The following is a 22,745-nucleotide window of genomic DNA, read 5'->3' as shown; positions in this document are numbered from 1 at the left end:
CTCAGGGGCCGTCACGCACCGCCGTCCAGATCGTGTGACGTGGCCCCCGCCGCGTCCGTCCGGCGCGAACCAATTGTTCCTGCACAGCAAAACCGCAGCGTGACAGACGTTTGGTAAATGCCGCATCCGGTGCTGCCGACCATATGGACAGGACGCCGCCAACGCTCAGAGCGCGCCTTGCCGCTCTCAGGCCAGTGTTGCTGTACAACGCGTCGTTGTCGGTTCGGGTCAGACCATCCGGCCCATTGTCCACATCCAGCAGGATGGCGTCGAACGCGCCGCTGGCGTTGCGAATTTCATCGCCCACGTCGCCGGTTCGGATCTCGACGCGGGGATCGGCCAGGCATGTCCCGAATACCGCAGACATGTGCGCCGTCGCCCAGTCGACCAGGTCGGGCACAATTTCGGAAACGATCAGCTGGGCGTCGTGCGGCGCAACCGCCTGCATCGCCCTAAGCGTGAACCCCATGCCAAGGCCGCCGATCAGCACACGCGGTGCGCCTTTTGTCGCGATGCGGTCCAGCGCCAGCGTCGCCAGCGCCTCCTCCGACCCGCCAAGCCGACTGTTCATCAGCTCGTTTCCGCCGCCGAGGCGGATCGAATATTCATCGCCCCGCCGGAACAGCCTGAGGGTATCCCCCTGCGGTGCCGCCGCTGTCGCCAGTTCGATCCAAGGCAACATGCCGGAACTCCTATCATCGCATTTTGACAGCGACCTAGCCGATATGTCGGTGCAGGTGAAGTCGGGGCGGTGCAGGTGTGCGCCGCCTACCGGTTCGTCGCGGGCGCGGGGGGAGAGGGAAGGACGCTCAGTTCCAGCACGCTGTCCTGCCCCAGGTGGAGGGTATTGCGGGCAGGCCGACCGCCGCGGGCCGTCCCCTCGGGGTCCCCGGTGTTGAAGTTTATGTCGTACTTGGGAAAGTTCGAGGAGGAGATGTCCAACCGCAACCGGTGCCCCTTGGCAAACAGGTTGACCGTCGCGAAGGGGGTGATGGTGATGTCGAACGCGCCTTCGTCCGGGGCGACAGGTTCAGGGCGGTCGTATCCCTTTCGATACCGTACCCGGAAAATGCCGTCGGTTATGATCATCGCATAGCCGCGCGGGTAATCTTCGGAGGGCGGATAAACATCCACGAGCTTGGCCGTGAAGTCGGTATCCGGTGCGTCGGTCGAGACCCGCAGGCGCATGGTCACGGGGCCGGCAATCAGCAGGTCATCCTCCAACGGCGGCGTCTCAAAGCTCAGCACGTCGCGTCGGGCGATCAGCGGCAAGCCCGGTGTGGTACAGCCGAAAAACCGCGCATCCTCGGTCTGATCGAAGGCGCCGCCTTCAAAGATAGGCTCGCCTGACGTCAGCGCACCGCCAATCGTCGGGACAGGGTCGACAGGATCGTAGGTATAACTCAATACGCCATCCTGCGGCGCGCCGAGGGTCATGTCCGGGCGGGGATGCAGGTGCAGCGGTTCGGCCTCGGGAACAGGCCAGTCCGCGACTTCGATCCATTGCCCACCGTGATCCAGATGCCCCTCGGCGGTACGGCGGCCCGACCCGCCCCCCATGGCAAACAGGTGCACCCGTTCATCGCGCAGAGAGACGTGCTCATCCTTCAGCCATCGGGCAAAGAACTTCAGCCGGAAGGTCAGCCAGTCCTGATCGACCTGACCATCAAGGGTCGCATTGGGGCCAAAGTCGACGTCCCCGAATACCCGCCGGGACCGGTTGCCGTGTGTCCAGGGGCCCATGATCAGCGTCAGGGGGCGGTCGGCCAAACCCTTCAGCCCCATGTAATTTTCCAGCGTCGTCTGGACGTAGACGTCATACCAGCTTGACATGAACACGATCGGGATCTTGGGGAATGTCTCGTAATATCCTGCGGCCCAAATGCCGGTCTTTTTCCAGAAGGCGTCGAATGTGCCGTGCTGCCACTGGTCCAGCAGATACCCTTCGTAATCCGGATCCCACCGCACGGGAGAGCGCCCCCGTGTCCAGGGGGTACGCGTCATCCAGTCCGCCAGGCTCTCCGACTGGATCGCCTTCAGGATGGCTGGGTCGGCGGCGGCCAGGGGGGCCTCCATCGCGCGGTTGTAGGCCCAGGTCGCCTGTTTCATCTCCAGCGCGCCACCCTGACGGATACCGCAGGTGAAGGCGTTGGAAAAACCGCCCGAATCCACGGCCATGCAGGCCAGGCCCGGCGGGTTCAGACAGGCCAGGGCCATCTGCACATGCGCGTCATAACTCAGGCCCATGGTGCCGACACGACCGTTGCCAAAGGCCTGGCCGTCAATCCAGACCATGCTGTCATAGCCGTCTTCGGCTTCGTTCAGATACTTGGTAAAGTTGCCCTCGGACGCGTAGCGGCCCCGGCAATCCTGCCAGATGACCACGTATCCCTCCGCGACCAGGCGAACCGCCAATTCTTGCCGGGTTTGCGGGGTGGGGGACGCCACGGAGAGTTCCGTGCGCGGCGTCCCCGCCTTGTCGTAGGGTGTACGCTCAAAGATCACGGGGCGCGGCGTGGCGTCTGGGCTGCCGTCGGCGGCAACGGGACGATAGACATCCGTTGCCAGCCGCACGCCGTCCCGCATCGCGACCATGACATTGCGATGCACGACCACCCCTGGCCCCGCGTGTTCCGCCGGAGTGAGGGATACCATATCGGTCACAACAGGTTCAGAGGTGGTCATCGGTGTCATTATTCAGCAGAGCTCACGTTTTGCGGCAGGGTTTGTTCGGACAGGCCTTCGTTGATGTTCAGCCCGTCTTTCAGGCCCCAATGCACCTTCTGCCAGTACAGCGGCACGATGGGCTGTTCGGCAAAGACCATGGTGGTCAGGTCCTGCAACTTGGCGTCCAGCACCTCGGGGTCGAACTCCTGCAACGCCTCTTCCAGGGCTGCGTCATAGGCCGGGTCCGAAAACCGGACGCGGTTGAACGCGCCCATGCCGCGGTCCTTGTCGTAGGTGTGCAGCAAGGCCTGAAGCAGCGGTGCCGAATTCGGTGTCGACGCCCCGAGGGAGAAGACGAACGCGCCGTAATCCCCCGCGGATGCGGCCTTGGAATAGACGGAATAGGGCAGGGCCTCGACCCCGTTCACCTTCAGCCCGCCCCGCGCCAGCATCTGCCCAAGAGCCTGGGCAAGATCGCCATCGCCCGGAAAACGGTCGTTTGAACTGTAGACGGTGATGCCGAACCCATTCGGATAACCTGCCTCGGTCAGCAGTTCCTTGGCCTTGGCCACGTCCACCTCATCGGGCTTGACGTCAGGGTTATGTCCGCCAAGCGCTTCGCCGGCCAGTTGGCCCGCAGGCACGCCCGAGCCGCCCAGGATGCGATCCACGATCAGCTTGCGGTCGATCATCAGCGACACGGCCTTGCGTACGCGCACATCCTTGAACGGATTTTCCGACAGGGGGTTGCCGTCCAGGTCGGTCACGCCGGGGGCCTGATCAAAGCGCATGGACAGGCCGAAATAGATCACCCGCCCCGATGCGGCGGAAAAGACATGCAGGCCGTCGGTGCCATCGACACGGGGCACGTCCTGCGGCGGCACGGCATCAATCACGTCGACGGCACCCGACAGCAGCGCCGCAACCCGGGCCGCGTCGTTCGAGATATAGCGGATTTCGACGTCCTTGAACTCCGGCACGTCCGCCCAATAGGCATCATTCGCCTTCATGGTCAGGGTTTCACCCGGCTTCCATTCCTCAAGAATGTAGGGGCCGGTGCCCACGGCGGTCGCCGGGCTGTTGAAATCCTCGCTCGCCTTGCCGTCAGATGCGGCATTGGAAATGATGAAGACCCGACCGATATCCTGCATCAGCGTCGGGGCAGGGGCGTTCGTGGTGATCTTGAGGGTCAGGTCATCGACCTTTTCCATCGAGGCGACGGCCGACACCATGTCCGTGTAAGGCGCCGGCGAATTCGGCACTTCGTCCGCGCGCTCAAGCGAAAAGATCACATCGTCTGCGGTAAAGGCCGATCCGTCGTGAAAGGTCACGCCATCGCGCAGGTGCAACACCCAGGTTGTCGGGTTTTCGACCTCCCAGCTTTCGGCAAGGCCCGGGGTCATCTCCAGGTTGGGGCCAAAGTCGACCAGCCTGTCAAAGAACATGGCCGACGTCATCTGGTTGTTCCCGGTCCGCGAAAACTGCGGATCGATCGAACTTTGCTCGGACGCACGCCCGATGGTGAGGTCCTGGGCCATGGCCGGCATCAGCCATGTGCTGGAAAGCAGGGCCGCAAGGACTGCGGTTTTTGCCAGTTTCATGTCATTTCTCCTTGTTGGATGGTGTTTTTATTCAGAGCAGTCCGCTTTCGGCGGCCTGCAACGTGCTTTGAGTGGGAAAGAGTGTCGGCTTGGGGCGGCCAAAGCCCCCGTCCAGATGGCAGGCGACCGCGTGATCGCGCCCGGCCTGTTTCAGCATCGGGCGCTCGACCCGGCAGCGGTCCATCGCCAATGGGCAGCGCGGGTGGAAATGACAGCCCCCTGGCGGGTTCATCGGCGACGGGATTTCGCCTTTTACCGAGGAAAAGCGGTGGCCGCGCCGATCAATGCGCGGGATTTCCTCCAGCAGCGCCTGCGTATAGGGGTGGCGCGCGGCGGCAAAAACCCGATCTGTGGGGGCGCTTTCCACCACGCGGCCAAGGTACATGATCACGACGCGGTCCGAGATATAGCGTACCACCGACAGATCGTGACTGATGAACAGCAACGTCAGCGACAGGTCCTGGCGCAGGCGGACCAGCAAATTGATGACCTGGGCCTGGATCGACACGTCGAGCGCGGCGATGCTTTCATCGCAGATCAGGAAATCGGGGTTCACGGCCAGGGCGCGTGCGATGCCGATCCGCTGCCGCTGGCCGCCCGAAAACTGGTGCGGATAGCGATTGATCATTGCCGGGTCCAGACCCACCTGATCCATCAGCCCCTCGACCAGATTCCGGACACCGCCCCGGGCAACCAGCCCGTGCAGACGCGGGGCTTCGCCGATGATTTCCAGCACCTTCTTGCGCGGATTGAGCGATGACATTGGGTCCTGAAAGATGATTTGCGTCGCCAGACGCATGGCGCGGGCCTCGGCACCCTTCAATTTCGCGATATCCTGACCGTTGCGCCGAACCACTCCGCCCGTGAGGGGGAGCATCCCGGCGACTGCCCGGCCAAAAGTGGACTTGCCGCAGCCGGATTCCCCGACCAGTCCGACCACCTCGCCACGTCGGATGCTCAGCGAAACATCGTCGAGCGCATGGACGGTGCCGGGTTCTTGTGCCAGCCCGACACGCATGGCGATCCGTTCGGCCAGGTCCGTCTTGCGGCGGAAATTCTTGATGACGCCGGCGGCCTCGATCATCGGTTGCGCATCGGTCATGCAAAGACCCCCGTCTGTTCAAGCGGATGGAAACAGCGCCACGCCCGCGCAGCGGTGCCGGTTTCCGCGGGTTCTGCCAGGCAGGCCTCGCTGGCGCGGGCACATCTGGGGCGAAAGGGACAGCCCTCGGGGCGGTTCAACGGCGGCGGCGCGTTGCCGGGGATCTGACGCAAGGGCTGGCCGCGGTCATTCTCCATCGGCAGGCTGTCGAGCAGCCCGCGCGTATAGGGGTGGCGGGGGCGGTCCAGAACGTCGTCTACCGCGCCACGCTCGACGATCCGGCCCGCGTACATCACGGCCACCTTGTTGGCCAACTGTCCGACCACGCCCAGATCATGGCTGATCCAGATCAGGCCCATTCCAAGATCGCGCGTCAGGGATTGGACCTCGGACAGGATCTGGCTCTGGATGGTGACATCCAGGGCGGTCGTGGGTTCATCCGCGATGATCAGATCGGGTTTGTGCAAGAGGGCGATGGCAATCGCCACTCGCTGCCGCATCCCGCCGGAAAACTCGTGCGGATATGCGTCTATACGTTCCTCGGGGTGGGGAATGCCAACCATCCCCAAGGCATCTCTCGCCCGCCTGCGCGCCTCGGATTTCGACACTTTTTCATGGGCCTGCACAGTCTCGATCATCTGGGTGCCGATCCGCAGGACCGGGTTCAGCGTCATCATCGGATCCTGAAAGATCATCGCGATGCGATTGCCGCGCAGCGCCCGTTGCCGGCGCGCCGAGGCCGCGCGCAGGTCTTCGCCCTGAAACCGTATGTCGCCCTCGACAACCTTGCCCGGCGGGTCGACCAGCCCCAGCAGAGAAAAGCCCGTGATCGACTTTCCCGACCCGCTTTCCCCGACAAGGCCCAGGATCTCGCCCCGGTTCAGGGTCAGATCCACGCCATCCACCGCCTTGACGGTGCCTTTGGGTGTCTCGAACCATGTGCGCAGCCCGCGCACCTCCAAAAGATGCTCGCTCATTGGGCCAACCTCGGGTTCAGGATTTCACGCAGGCGGTCACCGACGATATTGACCGAAAAGACCAGCACCAGCAGCAGCAGGCCCGGATAGACCGACATCCAGTACAACCCGGCCAACATGACCTGATAGCCATTGGCAATCAGCAGGCCCAACGACGGTTCGGTGATCGGCAGGCCGATGCCAAGAAAGGAAAGCGTCGCCTCGGCGGCAATCGCCCCGGCCACCTGGATCGTTGCGATCACGATCAGGGGGGGCAGGCAGTTGGGCAAAATATGCCCGCCCATGATGCGCCACGCCGGAATCCCCAGGCATCGCGCCGCCTCGGCGTATTCCTTTCCGGTTTCGACCATGGCCGTGGCACGGACCGCGCGGGCGAAATAGGCCCATTGCACGAACACCAGCGCCAGGATCACCTTGTCGACCCCCTGACCGAAGACGACGAGGATCATCAAGGCGACAAGGATTGTCGGAAAACCCAGCATCAGGTCGACGAACCGCATGATGAAGCTGTCGATGACCCCGCCTCGGTAGGCGGCAACCAGGCCAAGCGCGGTGCCCACCATCATGGCAAGCAGCCCGGCCGTGACGCCGACCGCCAGCGAGGTGCGCAATCCGTACAGCATCGCCGACAGCATGTCGCGCCCCTGCCCATCGGTGCCCAGCAGGTAGGTCATGCCGGTGTAGCCTTCGGACATCGGCGGCAACTTGGCATCGAAAAAGTCGATTTCGGTCAGGTCATATGGGTTTTGCGGCGCGATCAGCGGCGCCAGGATGGCCGATGTGATCAACACGACGCAGATGATCGCGGCGATGGTGGCCTTGGGACTGGACAGCAGGCCACGTGCAATCCGCGCGCCCATGCTTTCGCCCCTGATGCGTGCGGCAATCATGATGCGCGGCTCCGGATGCGGGGGTCGAGCAGCGAATACAGCACGTCGACCACAAGGTTTATCACGATGAACATCGACACGATGACCAGGATGTAGGCGACGACGATGGGCCGATCGAGCATGTTGATCGAGTCGATGATCAACTTGCCGACGCCGGGCCATGCAAAGATCGTCTCGGTCACGACGGCAAAGGCGATCAGCGACCCGAATTCGATGCCCAGCACCGTGACAATGGGGATCAGGATCGTCTTGAAGACATGCACGGACAGGATACGCCGTTCGGAAATCCCGCGTGCGCGGGCATATTTCACGAAATCAAGCGGCATGGTTTCCTGTACGCCTGTGCGTGTCAGGCGAATGACCAGCGCGATTTGCGCCAGGGCCAGGTTGGTTGCAGGTAGCAGCAGATGCACGAACCCATCCCAGGTCGCATAACTGGTCCGGACCCCCAGTATCGTCCCGGTGTCGCCACGCCCGGTCGACGGCAGCCACCCCAGCCAGACTGAAAAGATCATGATCAGCATCATGCCCTGCCAGAAGTTCGGCAGGGAAAACCCCAGGATCGACCCGGTCATGATCGTCTCGTCCGTGACCGTACGGGGGCGGGTGCCGGCCAGAAAGCCCAACGGAATACCGATTATCAGCGACAGGATCAGCGACGTCGTGACCAGCTCCAGCGTCGCGGGAAGGCGTTCAAAGATGACCTCCAGAGCAGGCCGGTTGAACACGAAGCTGCGCCCGAAATTTCCTTGCAGCGCCTGAACGATAAAGTTCCAGTATTGCAGCGCCAGCGGGTCATCCAGGTGCAGCGATGCGGTGACCTGTGCCCGTTCCGCCATCGAGGCGTCTGCCGGCAACAGGATCTCCAGCGGATCACCGATGGCATAAACCCCTAGAAAAACCACAAGCGACGTGATCGCCAGAACCAGTATCGCCTGCAAGACACGACGAAGAATAAAGACTGTCATGGTGCGCTCCGGTGGCCGAAGGGCAAGAGGCGCGCGGGGAGTTTGCCCGACTGTTGACCTGACTGTGGCGGACTGGCGTATGGCATGGTTTTGATGGCTGTCCCTGTTTTGACGAAAACTTGCGCGAAGATTCGAATCTATGCAAGATTATGACAAAATCATGAGAGCCTATGCGCAGCGGGAATATAAATGCAGCTCAACCTTCTAGAAACGTTCCGGGCTGTCATCGAGCAGGGCTCTACGCAAGCGGCCGCCAGCACACTGGGCATCACGCAGTCCGCAGTTTCGCGCAGGGTCACGCAACTGGAAAGGGAACTGAACCTCGAACTGTTTCGCCGTGACAAGGGGCGGCTGGTGCCGACGCGCGAATGCGTGGCGTTGCAGGGCAAGATCTTTGGCATGGTGGATCGCGGTCAGCAGTTGCAGCATCTGGCAGGCGACCTGAAGCGTGGCAATTCTTCGGCGATACGGCTGCGTATTGCCGTTCCGGCCAGCCTGACCCTGTCGATCCTGCCGCGTATCTTGCGCCAATACCTTGAGGCGAACGATCGCGTTCAGATCGAATTGCACTCGGGCCCGTATGACACCATCGAACGGATGCTTCTGGATGACCGTGCCGAGGTCGGGTTTCTGCGTATCCCGGTCCAGCGCGCGGGATTGGACCTGCGTCCGTCGATCGAGGCGCATACTGTTTGCGTCATGCCCAACGGGCATCCGCTGACGCAAAAGGCGGTTATCACGATGGAAGACCTGCGCGCCGAACCACTGATCCTTCTGGGGCGCATGCGGGCGCCGCGTCGCGAACTTGACGAAGCCTTCTGGATGTCCGGTCTGGCCCCGAATGTGCGCGTCGAGGCGCACTCGGTCCTGTCGGCCTGTTCGCTGGTTGCCGAGGGTCTTGGCCTGACTCTGGTCAATGAGCTGATGGCGCGGGACTTTGACCATCTGCCCGTTACCAAACGACCGCTCGCCCCGACCCTGACCCATCGCTTTGCCTTTGCATCAAACGCCGAGATGCCGCTGTCGCAGGCTGCCGAGAACTTTGTCGCCCTCAGCAGCGAGATCCTTCAATCCCTGCTTGGCCGTAACGACACGCGCCAGGCCGTCCCATAGGGGCCTCTATTCGGGCGGCTCCGTGCCCATCTTATCCTGCACGACGGCAGGCGCTGCCTGCGGCAGGCGATCCGCGGCCCAGCTGGCAGCGGCCTGCGCATGGATCGGGGGCAATTCTGCGTCGGGAACCGCATCGGCCGCCTCGGCGCTGCGCAGTGGGTCATCGTGAAACAGGTAGACCCGGGACAGGAATTGGCCAAATTCCAGCGATCCCTCGCCATAGCGTTCCCCGTTGCCGCTGGTCGATACGACGACGCCCCCGCCCCAATCCTGGCCGCTGTCGTTGTTGGGGTTGTAGAAATAGACGCGCATGACACCGGCCTGATCTGCGCTGACCCGCAGGATCGCGATGGCGTGCCAGCCGACGAACTGCTGGTTCGGGTCGGTGACGGCAATTCCGGCAGGCTGGGGGTGGCTGACGGGGCGGTCGCCGTTGTGATGCGGATGATAGGCCGCAAAGAAACGACGCAGGAAACGGTCGTACCCGGCCAGTTCACCCGTTGCCACGTCAACAGCCACGGCACAGTCGCGCGCCACCCACCAGCCGTGAAACTGCGGATTGATCCAGCGGTGAGGGTCCCCTTCGCGGCCAAGGCAAAGGCGGCCCATTTCCGCGTAGATCCTGTCCAGATGCGAGACCAGCAGAACCGAAACCGGATCGGCATCAATAGGGCCGTGCCCGGCCAGGCCGGCCGGTAGATCGGCAGAGTTGATCTGTGTGCCTTCGAATTGCATCAAGACGGTGTCGAATTCACAGGCCTGAGAGATCAGGTGCAAAAGGAAATCGGGCTCGATCAACGCCCACATCGAAATGGCGCGCGCGGATTGGCAGGTCGGGTTCGCGCCCTGGCCGACGCCAAGTGGCTGTCCGATCACCTGCAGCACACCTGCCAGCAGATGGGCCTCGGGCGACACAGCGTCGCCAAAGCTCAGCCTCAGACGTTGGCGCGCGTCCCCCTGCACCTTTTGCTGCATGTGACGGTGCAGCGCGGGGACCATGGGCGCGTGGTGCAATACGCCGCGCTCCAGCAGCATCGCCAGCCCATAGGCGGCCTGTGGCGTCGTCGGGCTGACGGCGGTGCGGATCAGATCCTCGATCAGGCGACGATAATGCCGCCAGCAGTCCAGACCTGTCGTGCCAAGGCCTAGCGCCTCGGGCACCAGAGGGCGATCACGATAGTCGAGCGCCCAGACAAGAAAGGCCGCATGATAGTCTGAAACCAGGCCGGTGTCGTGCATCGCACGTGCAAACCCCATTGCCTCGCGCGACAGGGCGGTTTCGTCGAAATGGGCGATGCGATCCAGGTAAACGTCGATGCCCGGATCGTCCAACGATGCGACGGTCGGCCCGAACAACGCGCTGACCAGGCGCTCTGCGCCCAGCCGTTCGCTGCCCGGCTCGGTGCCTTTTTGATCCAGCGCGATGGCAATCTGGGCGATCATGTCCTTGGCAACGGCGACCTGCACGGACCGTTGCTCCAGCAAGCGCCAGATCTCGCTCACCAGGACGCCCAGCACGTCGGTCAGCCCGATATGCTCCGAGATATAGTTCAGCAGTTGGCGCTTGATCACCATTCGATCCCCGAGCGCCCGGCTCGCTTCATCGGATTGGCCGAAAATGTCCTTCAGGTTCAGGGCCAGCACCTGTGTCAGAAAGTGCACCGCCATGTCCTTGTGCAGGTTTTCGTGGCGGCCCTCACCGTTCGCGACCGCCAGAAAGCGGGCAAGGCTGGCAGCCTCAAGTGCAACAAAGATCGGGTCGTCAGCCATCAACGTGGTGCCGACCAACTGCGGCAACAAGGCTTCTGGCCGGTCCCAATCAGACCCGGCGAACAAGCCCGCTGCATCCATCTGCATCGCGCGGGAACGGATCACGTCCAGGCCACCCTCGGTCTGCAACAGCCGCGCCGTCACATCCAGCACGGCGCGCTGATACCGCGGCTTGGCAAAGGGGCGCGCAGGTTCCAGCCGCGCGATCGCCACGTCCAGCGTTTCCGCAAGACGTGCCGCCCGCGCGCCGTCATTGACGCGTTCGCGGCCCTCGGGGGCCGTGCCGGAGGAAGTCATCAGATGTAATAGTCCAGTTCTTCTTGTTGCTTGAGAAGATCGCGCAATTGGTGTGGGTCGTCACCAAAGAAATACGCCAGCCCCCAGTGTGTGCCAAAGGCCGATCGTTTCGCGACCTTCTGTTCGCGCGGATCCGCCAGCTCGTGGAATTCGAAATAGGGGTGATCGGCAGTTTCCTGGGGAATTTCCAATTTGCTGACCACGCGGCGGCGCGGATAGACGCCAAAGCAGCCGGCGAACCCCTTGGCGTCTTCGATTGGTGTCGGGAAAAAGGCGTCCAGTTCTTCCTGCGTCGTTTTGGGATCGAACGCGACGACAAGGCCCTGATAGCCGTTGAAACTATATGCCCGCTCGATCAGCTCCAGGGCATTGAAGCCCGGTGGGCGATAGGCAACCTCGCCAAAGTACAGCGTGTTGTCGCTGGTCAGGAAATACTCGGGGTGGATGAAGCCGAAGTCGATCTCGAACGTCTCGATCAGTTTCTCGATCTGTTCAGTGATGCGCGCCCGGTGTTGTTCCAGTTCGGGCGTGGCCGGCACAAAGACCGAATACCCCAGCGTGACGTATTCCGAAATGTTCAGAAACTGGATCTTGCCGTTCTTGATCCAGGCCTCGACCGCAAACTCCCAGCCATCCAGGTGGCTTTCCAGCAGGGCGGGAAATTCATCTTCGGGGATATTGTCGACGTCTTCGGGACTGCGGATCACCCGGTGCCCGGCGGTGCCGGACTTGTCGAAGGCCTTGAAGTGGATCGGATCGTTCACGTCGCCATCCAGCTTGAGCAGGGTCTGGTTGACCCGCTTCAAAAATCGGATCACATCGCCGCGGTCATGTGCCTCTTCGAACACGCCGACGCGGATACCGCCCAGCTGAGCGCGCCGCTTCATCAGTGACTTGTCGCGGAACAGCATTGCCTGTCCCAACAGGCGCGGCTGGTTCAGCAGCACGGCGTTGATCGCGCCGGCCCATTCCACGGTTTCTTCGAATATCGGGATCGCCACGTCGACGCCCATCTCCTTCAGCTGTTGCGCCAGCTCGTAGGAGCGTTCGTTCAAACGGTCGAAATCCCAAGGTACGAAAGGGATGTCATTTTGCGCGCAGTAATCTTGTGCCCAAGGCGGCGCCACCACGACATAGCGGCGGTCGAACTGGTCGATCGCATTGATGGCGTTCAGGCTCCAGCCCAGAATGGCAACATAGCCTTTGTCGGGGTTCTTGTCGGTCATTGTCATGTCCTTCCATTGGCGGTCTGATCGGGGCGCATCGCTGTCTCAACCCTGTCGCGAACCTTTGAAAAGTCCGGTGACGGGGTCGGATGTAACAGCGCGCGGCCCCGCGTCATTGGTCCGCATTCTTGGTATTGCTGACGCATGGGCCACCTGAGCGGCGCAGGCCCCTATCTCTTGAGCCAATCTGTCGATGCGGTGGCAAAAAGCTTTTGCCATGCTCCGCCGCCGGCAACGTCTTGTTGTCGGTGGAAACACGTCAGTCGTTGTGTCAGGGGGCGAAGCGTCAGATCGGACTGCTGGCAGGTCGCGATGCGCCTCCGGTCACGGATTTCACGCGCCACGAAACGTAACGCGAAGGATCTCCTTGCCTTTCGTCACCGCGCGATGCGGTTGATGGCACCGGTTCGGTGCTGAGGTGTGTCGTACGACCTGGGCGCTGCAATACTGTCAAATTCGACTTCCTCCGTCCGCCTGAAACCTTGTGGCCAATCCGCCGGAGGTCAAGTGGCGCTGTCGCAAGCTGCCGATTTCATTGAAGAATTAAAGCCAGTTCAGCGGGCAGGGGTCACGCGGACCAGCGCACCATCGTCGGCGTCGATCAATAGAATGACGGCACCGTCCTGCGCTTGGTCCACGTCCCGCACACGGCCTTGACCCTCCAGGTACCGTGCCTCTCCACGCACCCGGCCCCCGTCAATCTCAAGCCGTATCAGAGCTTGGCTTGCCAGCCCTCCGATCAGCGCGCTGCCCTGCCAGCCTGAAAACATCGCAGCATCGTAAAACACCATTCCCGAGGGGGCGATCACCGGATCCCAGTAATAGACTGGCTGCTCCATCCCCTGTTGTGCGGTCAATCCCTGGCCGATGGGACGGCCCGAATAATCCTCACCATAGGTGATGACAGGCCAACCGTAATTGCGCCCTGCCTCGGGACGGTTCAGTTCGTCGCCGCCACGCGGGCCATGTTCCACCGTCCACAGCGCACCGTCGGGTCCGAGCGCGGCGGACTGGATGTTGCGATGACCCCAGGACCAGATCTCGGGCAATCCTCCGGGAATGTCGGGATTTCCTGCTGCGGGCCCCCCCATAGGGTCGATGCGAAGCACCTTTCCCAGATGCGTCCCGACGTCCTGCGCCAGCGCGCGCGGACCGGGCAGGGACCGTTCGCCTGTCGTGACGAAGAGCGCGCCGTTCCCATCGAAGACCAGGCGCGAACCGAAATGGGCGGTCGATGCCCAGGCGGGCTGTTGCTGAAAGATCACCTTGACCTGTTCCAGGCGCTGTTCATCCTGTGACAGCACGCCGGTGGCCACGGCGGTTGCATTGGTGCCATTGCCCCTGGGTTGTGAAAAGCTGAACCACAGGCGGTGCGTCTGGTCGAAGTCCGGGCGAACAACCACATCCAGCAGGCCACCCTGGCGGCGTGCGTCGATTTCCGGCAGGCCGGCAACAGGCTCCGAGACGGTGCCATCGGCAGAGACGATCCGAAGGCGGCCCGGGCGTTCGGTGACCAGCCATCGCCCATCAGGCAACTGGTCCATGCCCCAGGGGTTGACCAACCCGGATGCAATGACCTGACGATCAAGGCGCAGATCGTCGGCAATGACGGGCGCGCGGGTTTGGTCTGCAAAAGCAGGGGTCTGTCCGCTGGCATTGGGTGGGATGTCGTTGAAACCTTGGGCCGCCGCGACGACGGGGGCTATTGCAAACGCCAATGCGCCTAGCAGTTGCCTGTGGGCGGGCAGGCATTTGGGACGGTGGTGTTCGGCGTTGTGCATCTGACTGTCTCCTCTTGCGTCCGGGACCTTGGCGGAGGGGTGCGAAATCCGCTGGCGTATACACGCCTGACGATAGTGCAATTGCCCCGCCGTTTCAGTCTGTTGAGGCTGTTTGGCGATCACTTGGGCTACACGATTGCGCGATCCCCGCCACAGAGGTCACCAAGTGGTCCATCGCCGCTGCCGCAGAAGGTGTCAGTGGATGCGCGCGCCTTGTTTCACGATGATCGCCTGAACGGCGCTGATATCGACCTCGGCAAAGTCGCAATCGTGCTGCACTGACCAGGCGGCGGCGACACCCGCGCCCTGACCGGCGACGGCGCAGCAGGCCATGTTGCGTGTTGCGGCATGGGCGATGCGATCGCCGCCCGTGGCACGCCCCGCCACGATCAGGTGACGCACGGATTTGGGCAGCATGGAGCGGTAGGGGATCTGCATGTAGCGTCCCGTCGTCGGCAGGATCAGAACGCCGTAACCATCTATGAACTCAGGATATATCCCGATGCTGTCATCAAACCGGCCCTGCTGGCGTACGTCGGTCTCGGTCATGTTGTAGGCAGCGTCGATCTTGCGCGTGTCGCGGATACCGATGGACATGCCAAAGTTGCGCAGGCGCACGCCCTCGCAGCCCGGGGTATAATGGCGCAGGGCGTTGATGGCGTGCATCGCCTGCTTACGGCCCTCGATCTCGAACCGGGTCATGCTGTCGGGGTCCGTGCCGTCGCAGCCCGCAAGGTGCACGAGGTTCATGTAGGTCATCTCGCCCGAGTCATGTACCGCACCCCATGTGCCACCTATGGTATTGAGATGAGACGGAATTATCCCGTCGCGCAGGGCCTGCGCGAACGGCTTGGCCAGAAAGGGGGAAAACATGTCGTCCTCCTTGCTGTCCGTTTCGACCTGCCATTCCCCGGTCGACCAGTCCTTGTAGGTCTGCGGATCGGCGCGGACCCCGGCCATGAACGCGGCCTTGTCGACACCGGCAAGGTGGAACATCACGCTGGCCGCCTGCATCTGTTCGACCGGGGTCTTCACGGTGGGCGCGCCGGCCCGCAGGGCGACGTCGGCATCGCCGGTGGCGTCGATCACGCGTTTGGCCAGAATGGCCTCTCGTCCGGCCTTGGATTCGACGATAACACCACGGATCGTGCAGCCCTCCATGATCGGCGCGGCGAACTGGCGGTGCAGCATGGGATGGATGCCCGCCTCTTCGACCAGTGCATCCGCGACCAGCTTAAACCCTTCGCTATCAAGCTCATAGCTGAGGGATTGGCTCTCGGGTGTGGCGGCGCCCATGGCCTTTGCGCGCTCTTCGAACTCCCACCCGATGCCGCCGCCCTCGACTGTGGCCGCGTGGCGATACCAGGCAAATCCCTCGACCCCGACGACGGTGATATTGCCGCCGAAACAGCCGAAACGTTCAAGCAATGTCACGTCGGCTCCGCAGCGCGCAGCGGCAAGGGCGGCCGCCAGACCGCCGGGACCCGAGCCGACGACCAGCACGTCGGTCTGGTGCACGACCGGTGTTTCGCGGGCGGGTTCGGTGATCGAGAGCAGCGACATCTGGGGCCTCTTTCGTTCTGGTCCTGAGCTGGCTGCGCACAGGCTTGGGCAGGACGGCGCCGGTTTGCAAGGCGATTTCCAGCGAGGGGGACGCGCAAGAAAAAAGACACCCGCGCCAGTCGGTGCGGGTGTCGGTATCACGTCGGTATTTGAACGGTGTTCCGGCCGGCCTTTGGGCCGGTTTCAGACCCCGTCGCGACCTTCCGCGTCAGTCCGCGGTAGAGCCTTCATCGTCGCCACGCTCATGCATGCGGGACTTGACCTTGCGACCGATGATCAGCGGCAGGATGAAGCCGATGATGGCAATCGCCCAGAGTGTCAGCGCCAGCGGGCTGTCGACCAGCGTGAACCAGTTGCCGTTGTCGATGGTGATCGCCCGGCGCAGGTTGTTTTCCATCGAGTTGCCCAGCAGCGTGCCGAGGATGATGGGCACCAGCGGCACGTCGAACTTGCGCAGCACCCAGCCCAGCAGACCAAAGCCCACCATCACCAGCAAATCGAAGGACGACCCGGAGATGCCGTAGATCCCGACAAAGCTGATCATCGCCACCACGGGCATCAGGATGCGCGGCGGCACCATCAGCACGCGGGTGAACAGGCCGACCATGGGGATGTTCATTGCCAGCAGCATGAAGTTGGCGATGAACAGCGCCGCGATCAGGCCCCAGACCACATCGGGGTTCTGCGAGAACAGCAGCGGCCCCGGTGTGATGTTCAGCGACAGCAGCACCGCCAGCAGAACGGCGGTGGTGCCGGAACCGGGCACGCCGAGCGCCAGCATCGGCACCAGTGCGCCACCGGCGGCGGCGTTGTTGCCGGCCTCGGGGGCGGCGACACCACGCGGATCGCCCTTGCCGAAGGTCTTGCCCTTGGGATCGACCAGACGCTTTTCCATCGAGTAGGAGATGAACGAACCGAGCGAGGCCCCGGCGCCGGGCAGGACGCCCGCCAGAAAGCCCAGAACAGTCGAACGCAGCATCGTGGGGGTGGTCTGCTTCAGCATCGACGCCGGCGGCGTCAGGCGCCCGATGACCATCTTTTCCTTCTTGCCGTCGGCTTCGCCGTGGCGGTTTTCAAGAAAGATGAACACCTCGGACAGGGCGAACAGGCCGACGATGGCGACAAGAAAGTCGAGACCGTCATAGAGGTGCACTTCGCCGAAGGTGAACCGCGGCACGCCGGTTTGCGTGTCGACGCCGATCATGGCGAGGCCGAGGCCGAGCGCGGCGGCAAAGGCCGATTTTGCCTGGTTGGTCGAGGAGACACCGCCGAGCGTCATGAAGGCCAGCGCGAAGAGGGCAAAGTATTCTGCCGGGCCGAACAACAGCGCGATCTTGACCAGTTGCGGCGCCAGAAAGATCAGGCCCCAGGTGGCAAAGAACGCCCCCACAAACGATGCGATGCCCGACAGGGACAGGGCCTGACCGGCCATGCCCTTTTGCGCCATCGGATAGCCGTCGAGGCAGGTCATCATCGCCGGTTCATCGCCGGGAATATTCAGCAGGATCGACGAGATCCGCCCGCCATACATCGCCCCGTAGTAGACCGAGGTCAGCAGGATCAGCGAAGGCGTCGCGCCAAGGCCGAGGGTAAAGGCCAGCGGGATCAGGATCGCCACGCCGTTCGACGGGCCGAGGCCGGGCAGCGCGCCCATGATGGTGCCAAGGAAACAGCCCAGAAGGGCCAGCAGCAGGTTCTGCCAGGTCAGCGCGATGGCGAACCCGTCAGCAAGAGATGAAAGGGTATCCATGAGATAACGCCCCCTTAAAAGCCGAGCGGACCGCGCGCCAGCGACAGTCCCAGCACGAGGTGAAAGATGACATAGATGCCGATGGAGGTGCCAAGGCCGGTCAGCACCGAGCCGATCAGCCCCGAACCGAGGCGCCACGTCAGGTATGCGGCGGCGACGACGGTGGCGATGACGAACCCGATGACCGGCAGCATTTCGGCGTACAGGATCATGACCACGGCGGCGGCCAGGATTTCGGTCAGGCGGCCGAGGCTGGGCCATTCGGGCGAGTCATCGGGGCGCAGCGCGATGGCGACGGAGCTGAGGCCGAGGACGGCGGCGATGATCAGCGGAAAGGCCTTGGGACCAACGGCATCGGACAGAAAGCTTTCCTCGATCGCCATGGCGGCAAAGGCAAAGCCGATGGCGATCAGAAGTCCGACAGCGCCAAAGATACGATCACTCATGAGGATCTCCTGGTGCGACAAGTTGCGGAAGGTGAATGTGTGGAAAGGACGCCCCGAGGGGCGCCCTTGTTGGGGTCAGCCTGTAGCGGGCCGATTACTTGATGATGCCGATTTCGCGCGAGATATCCTGGATCTGCTGAACCGAGGTGGCGACGAATTCTTCGAATTCAGCGCCTTGCAGGTCGAGCGGGGCCAGGCCGTTGGTCGCCATGATCTCTTTCCAGTGGTCCGAGGCATAGAGGTCGGCGATCTTGGACACCCAGGCGTCATAGGCCGCATCCGACATGCCGCCGGGGGCGTAGAAACCGCGCCAGTTGGCGCCGATCGCCTCGACACCCTGTTCGCGGGCGGTCGGGAAGCTGGCGAATTCGCCCTCAAGACGGTCGGGCGCCAGAACGGCCAGCACCTTGATGTCGCCGCTGTCGACGAAACCCTTGGCCTCGGACAGGTCACCGGTGAAGGCCTGAACAGACCCGGCCAGCAGTTGCGTAACAGCCTCGCCACCGCCGTCAAAGGCGATGTATTTCACCTTGCGCACGTCTTCGATGCCATAGGCATTCGCGGCGATCAGCACCTTGAGGTGATCCCAGCCACCCACGGCCGAACCACCGGCGACGGAAATCGCGCTCGGGTCGGTCTTCATGATCTCAAGCAGGGCGGGCAGATCGGCAATGTCGCTGTCCGCGGCGACGGCGATGACGCCGTAGTCCGCGCCGACCGAGGCCAGCCAGCGGACCTGGTCCATGGTGTTGCCCGGATAAGCGCCCTGAGCCAGGCGCGTGGCGGTCGCGGTCGAGGCGGCGACGATCAGGTCGTTGTCGTCGTTGCGTTTGTTCACGACCTCGGCGTAGGCGACACCGCCGCCACCGCCCGCCAGGTTGACGACCTGCATGGTCTTGCTCAGCAGACCTTCGTCCTGCATGGATTTACCGACCTGACGGCAGGTGAAATCCCAGCCGCCGCCGGGGTTGGCAGGGGCGATGCATTCGGGGTTTTCGGGGGTGAAGTCCTGCGCCATGACGGCAAGGGGAAGCGCGCCGAACAGGGCGGCGGCGACGGTAAGGCGGGTTGCCTTGAAAATCATTTGATAACTCCTCCAAGTCTGATTTCATCCGGGCCGTAAGGCCGCCCGGTGTCCTCAACCAACGCACTGCGCTTTGCAGGCTCCTCGCGAATGGCTATGACCGGTGGATAAACCGACAAGCTGTCATGAACCTGTCACCGCGAAAAATGTTGTCAGGTCGACTGGAAAAGGGAAGGGGGGGCGATGCGGGTTCTGATCGTGGAGGACGCCACCGACATGGCCGAGGCTGTGGCGATCCGGCTGGGCAAATCGGGCATGGCCTGCGATCTGGCCGACAGCGTCGCGCTGGCCGAGGATTTCCTGTCGGTGCAAAAATATGATGCCATCGTGCTGGACATCAACCTGCCCGACCGCAACGGCACCGAGCTGTTGCAGGACCTGCGTCAGAAGAATGACCGCACCCCGGTGCTGATGCTGACGGCGCTGTTTTCGGTGGATGACCGCGTCTCGGCGCTGGATCTCGGGGCCGACGACTACCTCGTCAAACCCTTCGATCAGAGAGAGCTTGAGGCGCGTCTGCGGGCCCTCATACGGCGCGACGCGGATCAGAAATCAGACGTGATCGCCCTTGGCCCGCTGGCATTTCAGCCCGCCGCGCTGAGTGCGACGCTGGCGGGCGAACCGCTGGAGCTGACCCGGCGCGAGGCGACCCTGCTGGGGCTGCTGCTGCGCAATCAGAAACAGGTGCTGAGCAAGAAGCGCCTGTATGACGGGTTGTTCACTTTCGATGACGCCGATGTCGGATTGAACGCGATCGAACTGTACATCGCCCGCCTGCGCAAAAAGCTATCGGGATCTTCCGTCAGCATCGAGACGCAGCGGGGGCTGGGCTACCGGATCCACGGCGATGGCTGAGGCGGTGGCCGGTGGGCTGGCGCACAGGGCGCAGCGTTCGCTGTTGTCGCGTGTCATGCTGGGGGTGTTGTCGCTGCTGATGGTGGGCGGCTGCGTGGTGACGCTGGCGGCCTTCGTCTATGGCCGCACGGCCGCGCAACAGGCCTATGACCGGCTGTTGGTCGGCGCTGCCCGCGACATCGCCGAATCGATCGATATCATCGACGGTGCGCCGGTTGCCGATATTCCGGTCTCCACCTTCGGCCTGCTGGCGCTGTCGCTGGACGATCGGATTTCCTATGCCGTGCGCGGGCCGGATGGCACCCTGCTGACCGGCTATGCCGATGCGCACCCGCCCGCAAGCGGCCCGGTGCCGGGGCGGGACCCGATCTATTTCGATGCCCGGATGCAGGGCGAGGGCGCGCGCTATGTGACGATCGTGCGCCGCTTTTCCGAACGGGATTATTCCGGCCGTGTCTCGATCACCGTCGGGCAAACGCTGCGCGCCCGCAACGCCATGGCGCTGGATATCACCAGGGGCGCGCTGCTGGTCACCGGCCTCGGTGGGCTGGCGCTGATCCTCGGGGCCTTTCTGGTCATCCGCTCGGCCATGCGCCCGCTGGAACGGCTGGCAGAGCAATTGCTGGCGCGCGACCCCTACGACCTGACCCCGATGCCCGAGGATGGACCCGCCGAGGTGGCGGTCACGGTGCACGCCCTCAACCGTTTCATGGCGCGGCTCGACCGGCAGGTCGGCGCGATGAAGCACCTGATCTCGGACACGGCGCACCAGTTGCGCACGCCCGTCGCGGCGATCCGCGCCCAGGCCGAACTGGCGCTGGAGGACGATGCCGACCACCTGCCGCACCGGCTGGAGCGCCTGTTGCGCCGCACCCGCTCGCTCGGCAGTCTGCTGGACCAGATGCTGTCGCGGGCGCTGGTGATCCATCGCACCGACAACGCCCCGCCCGAGGCTGTCGACCTGCGCGATGTCGCGCTGCTGGTCCTGGAACAGCGCGACCACGAGGTTCTGGCCCCCGGGATAGAGGTGGAGCTGGTGATCGGAGAGGCCGCCGTGCTGGTACTGGCGGATGAGATTTCCCTGTGCGAGGCGGTCAAGAACATGCTGGGCAATGCGCTGCGCCACGGCGCGGCGCCCGTGCGCATCGGCGTCACCGCCGGCGCGGCGACAGCCGAGATCTGGGTCGAGGATGCCGGCGACGGGCCGCCCGAAGACCTGCTGACGCGCATCGGGGGCCGCTTTGAACGCGCGGCGGCCTCGCGCGGCAACAGCGCCGGCCTCGGCCTGTCCATCGTTCGCGCGGTAGCCGAGGCCTTTGGCGGTACGCTGCGAATGGGTCGGGGCGAGGCGGGCTTCCGGGTCACCCTGGCCCTGCCGGAGCACAGCGCCGCCCCATCTCAAGGAACACCGACATGACGCCATCCGCGAAACACCGCCCCAGATCAGGGGGGCGCCAGTCGGGGGGGAGCCAGTCGGGCGCGCGTGCCTTGCGCCGGGCCGTGGGTCGGGGGCTGCGCGCCGTCGCGCGTCCGTTCCTGTCGGTCGTCTCGTCGCCCGCGCCGCTGCGCGTTCCGGGGCCCGTATCCTGCCCGGTGCCCCGCCTGTTGCCTCTCACTATGGTGCTTGCTGCCCTGGTCGCGCCGACCGGCCCGGCCAGGGCACAGGAGGCAGTGGCGCAATACGTGGGGGGCGGTGCGGCTCCGCTGCGCCCGCTGCTGGTCCGCTCCACCACCGATATCGCGATTCTGGCCCCGGCGCTCGAGGCGTTCGTGGCGCGCACCCCCGGGATATCGTTGCGCTATGAACAATGGGGCTCGAACGCGCTCTACGATATCAGCCTGGCGGGGTGCGAAGGGCAGACCGGTGCGGCGGACGTCGTGTTTTCGTCGGGGGTGCATCAGATGGTCGACCTGGTGAACCGCGCCTGTGCCAGCCCCTATGCCTCGCCCGTGACCGAGGCGCTGCCGGCGGCGCGGCGATGGCGCAACGAACTGTGGGGGATCACCCACGAACCGGCGGTGATCATCTACAACACCGCGCTGGTCCCGGCGGCCGATGCGCCGCGCACGCGCTTCGGCCTGCTCGACCTGATGCGGCGCCCGAGTTCGCCCTATCGCGGCAAGATCGCGACATACGATATCGAAACCTCGGGCCTGGGATACCTCTTCGCCTTCATGGACAGTCTTGAGGCCACGACCTTCGGCGGTCTGCTGGAGGGGTTTGCCCGCACCGAGGCCATCGCCACCTGTTGTTCGAACGAGATCATCGAGGGCGTGGCCGAGGGGCGCTACCTGATCGCCTACAACGTGCTCGGCTCCTACGTGGCGTCAGGGCACGGGCCCAATATCGGCGTCATACAACCCGAGGATTATACCTTTTTCCTGTCCCGCGCCTTGATGATCCCGAAAGGCGCGGCGCAAAAGGATGCGGCGGCGGCCCTGCTGGAATTCCTCCTCTCGCCCGACGGGCAGGCGATCCTGGCACAGAACAGCCTGGTGCAACGGCTGGACGGCGACGTGTCCTCCCTGTCGGAAAGCGCGCAACGCCCCATCGCCATCGACCCAAAGCTGCTGGTGGCGATGGATGCGCATCGCCGGCAACGCTTTGTCACCCAATGGCGTGCCACCTTCGGCACCAGCCCCTGACAAGCCAAC

At 63.7% G+C, this 22,745-nt stretch carries 18 protein-coding genes; 4 read left to right on the top strand and 14 right to left on the bottom strand.

The window, feature by feature from the left end; all coding sequences use genetic code 11:
• Position 1: 1 nt before the first annotated feature.
• From DL237_RS08650 to DL237_RS08620, 7 genes are all read right to left on the bottom strand, one after another.
• Positions 2-682 carry a spermidine synthase gene (locus DL237_RS08650; RefSeq protein WP_119398648.1) on the bottom strand — a complete coding sequence of 227 codons (681 nt, stop codon included), beginning with the start codon at positions 680-682 and terminating at the stop codon, positions 2-4.
• Between the two features lie 86 nt (positions 683-768).
• Positions 769-2,685 carry a CocE/NonD family hydrolase gene (locus DL237_RS08645; RefSeq protein WP_233544912.1) on the bottom strand — a complete coding sequence of 639 codons (1,917 nt, stop codon included), beginning with the start codon at positions 2,683-2,685 and terminating at the stop codon, positions 769-771.
• 8 nt (positions 2,686-2,693) lie between these two features.
• The gene (locus DL237_RS08640) at positions 2,694-4,268 is read right to left on the bottom strand and encodes an ABC transporter substrate-binding protein (RefSeq protein ID WP_119398646.1); all 1,575 of its coding nucleotides are present in this window, start codon (positions 4,266-4,268) and stop codon (positions 2,694-2,696) included.
• A gap of 31 nt (positions 4,269-4,299) precedes the next feature.
• Positions 4,300-5,370, bottom strand: a complete 1,071-nt coding sequence (locus DL237_RS08635; RefSeq protein ID WP_119398645.1) for an ABC transporter ATP-binding protein — start codon at positions 5,368-5,370, stop codon at positions 4,300-4,302.
• Positions 5,367-6,347: an ABC transporter ATP-binding protein gene (locus tag DL237_RS08630; protein WP_119398644.1), complete on the bottom strand. Its 981-nt coding sequence runs from the start codon at positions 6,345-6,347 to the stop codon at positions 5,367-5,369. The genes DL237_RS08635 and DL237_RS08630 overlap by 4 nt, the downstream gene beginning before the upstream one ends.
• Positions 6,344-7,237, bottom strand: coding sequence for an ABC transporter permease (locus tag DL237_RS08625; protein ID WP_119398643.1), 894 nt, complete (start codon positions 7,235-7,237; stop codon positions 6,344-6,346). The genes DL237_RS08630 and DL237_RS08625 overlap by 4 nt, the downstream gene beginning before the upstream one ends.
• Positions 7,234-8,205: an ABC transporter permease gene (locus DL237_RS08620; protein WP_119398642.1), complete on the bottom strand. Its 972-nt coding sequence runs from the start codon at positions 8,203-8,205 to the stop codon at positions 7,234-7,236. The genes DL237_RS08625 and DL237_RS08620 overlap by 4 nt, the downstream gene beginning before the upstream one ends.
• Before the next feature lie 189 nt (positions 8,206-8,394).
• Between DL237_RS08620 and DL237_RS08615 the strand changes: the two genes are divergently transcribed.
• Positions 8,395-9,318 (top strand): LysR family transcriptional regulator, encoded by a 924-nt coding sequence (locus DL237_RS08615; protein ID WP_119398641.1) that lies wholly within the window; start codon positions 8,395-8,397, stop codon positions 9,316-9,318.
• Positions 9,319-9,324: 6 nt separating this feature from the next.
• Here DL237_RS08615 and DL237_RS08610 read toward each other — a convergent pair whose 3' ends face one another.
• The 7 genes from DL237_RS08610 to DL237_RS08580 form a co-directional block, all read right to left on the bottom strand.
• Positions 9,325-11,385 carry a hypothetical protein gene (locus DL237_RS08610; protein WP_119398640.1) on the bottom strand — a complete coding sequence of 687 codons (2,061 nt, stop codon included), beginning with the start codon at positions 11,383-11,385 and terminating at the stop codon, positions 9,325-9,327.
• A complete protein-coding gene (locus DL237_RS08605; protein ID WP_119398639.1) occupies positions 11,385-12,611 on the bottom strand; it encodes an ATP-grasp domain-containing protein in 1,227 nt (408 codons plus the stop codon). The genes DL237_RS08610 and DL237_RS08605 overlap by 1 nt, the downstream gene beginning before the upstream one ends.
• Positions 12,612-13,165: 554 nt before the next feature.
• Positions 13,166-14,392, bottom strand: a complete 1,227-nt coding sequence (locus DL237_RS08600) for a PQQ-dependent sugar dehydrogenase (protein WP_119398638.1) — start codon at positions 14,390-14,392, stop codon at positions 13,166-13,168.
• Positions 14,393-14,587: 195 nt separating this feature from the next.
• On the bottom strand, positions 14,588-15,955 hold the full coding sequence (locus tag DL237_RS08595; protein ID WP_119398637.1) for an FAD-dependent oxidoreductase: 1,368 nt from the start codon (positions 15,953-15,955) through the stop codon (positions 14,588-14,590).
• A 208-nt stretch (positions 15,956-16,163) separates the two neighbouring features.
• Entirely contained in the window at positions 16,164-17,705 is a 1,542-nt protein-coding gene (locus tag DL237_RS08590; protein ID WP_119398636.1) for a tripartite tricarboxylate transporter permease, read from the bottom strand.
• A gap of 14 nt (positions 17,706-17,719) precedes the next feature.
• The gene (locus tag DL237_RS08585) at positions 17,720-18,151 is read right to left on the bottom strand and encodes a tripartite tricarboxylate transporter TctB family protein (RefSeq protein WP_119398635.1); all 432 of its coding nucleotides are present in this window, start codon (positions 18,149-18,151) and stop codon (positions 17,720-17,722) included.
• A 94-nt stretch (positions 18,152-18,245) separates the two neighbouring features.
• The gene (locus DL237_RS08580) at positions 18,246-19,235 is read right to left on the bottom strand and encodes a Bug family tripartite tricarboxylate transporter substrate binding protein (protein ID WP_119398634.1); all 990 of its coding nucleotides are present in this window, start codon (positions 19,233-19,235) and stop codon (positions 18,246-18,248) included.
• 183 nt (positions 19,236-19,418) lie between these two features.
• Between DL237_RS08580 and DL237_RS08575 the strand changes: the two genes are divergently transcribed.
• Genes DL237_RS08575 through DL237_RS08565 form a run of 3 tightly spaced genes read left to right on the top strand, consistent with a single transcriptional unit; the run spans position 19,419 to position 22,736 of the window.
• Positions 19,419-20,090, top strand: a complete 672-nt coding sequence (locus tag DL237_RS08575) for a response regulator transcription factor (protein ID WP_119398633.1) — start codon at positions 19,419-19,421, stop codon at positions 20,088-20,090.
• Complete coding sequence (locus DL237_RS08570) at positions 20,083-21,507, top strand: sensor histidine kinase (protein ID WP_119398632.1); 1,425 nt, start codon at positions 20,083-20,085, stop codon at positions 21,505-21,507. The genes DL237_RS08575 and DL237_RS08570 overlap by 8 nt, the downstream gene beginning before the upstream one ends.
• On the top strand, positions 21,504-22,736 hold the full coding sequence (locus DL237_RS08565; RefSeq protein ID WP_233544911.1) for an ABC transporter substrate-binding protein: 1,233 nt from the start codon (positions 21,504-21,506) through the stop codon (positions 22,734-22,736). Before DL237_RS08570 ends, DL237_RS08565 begins: the two co-directional genes overlap by 4 nt.
• Positions 22,737-22,745: the final 9 nt, after the last annotated feature.

The organism is Pseudooceanicola sediminis, from assembly GCF_003575965.1.
GTDB classification, from domain to species: domain Bacteria; phylum Pseudomonadota; class Alphaproteobacteria; order Rhodobacterales; family Rhodobacteraceae; genus Pseudooceanicola; species Pseudooceanicola sediminis.
This window is presented reverse-complemented; position numbering and strand designations above follow the sequence as displayed.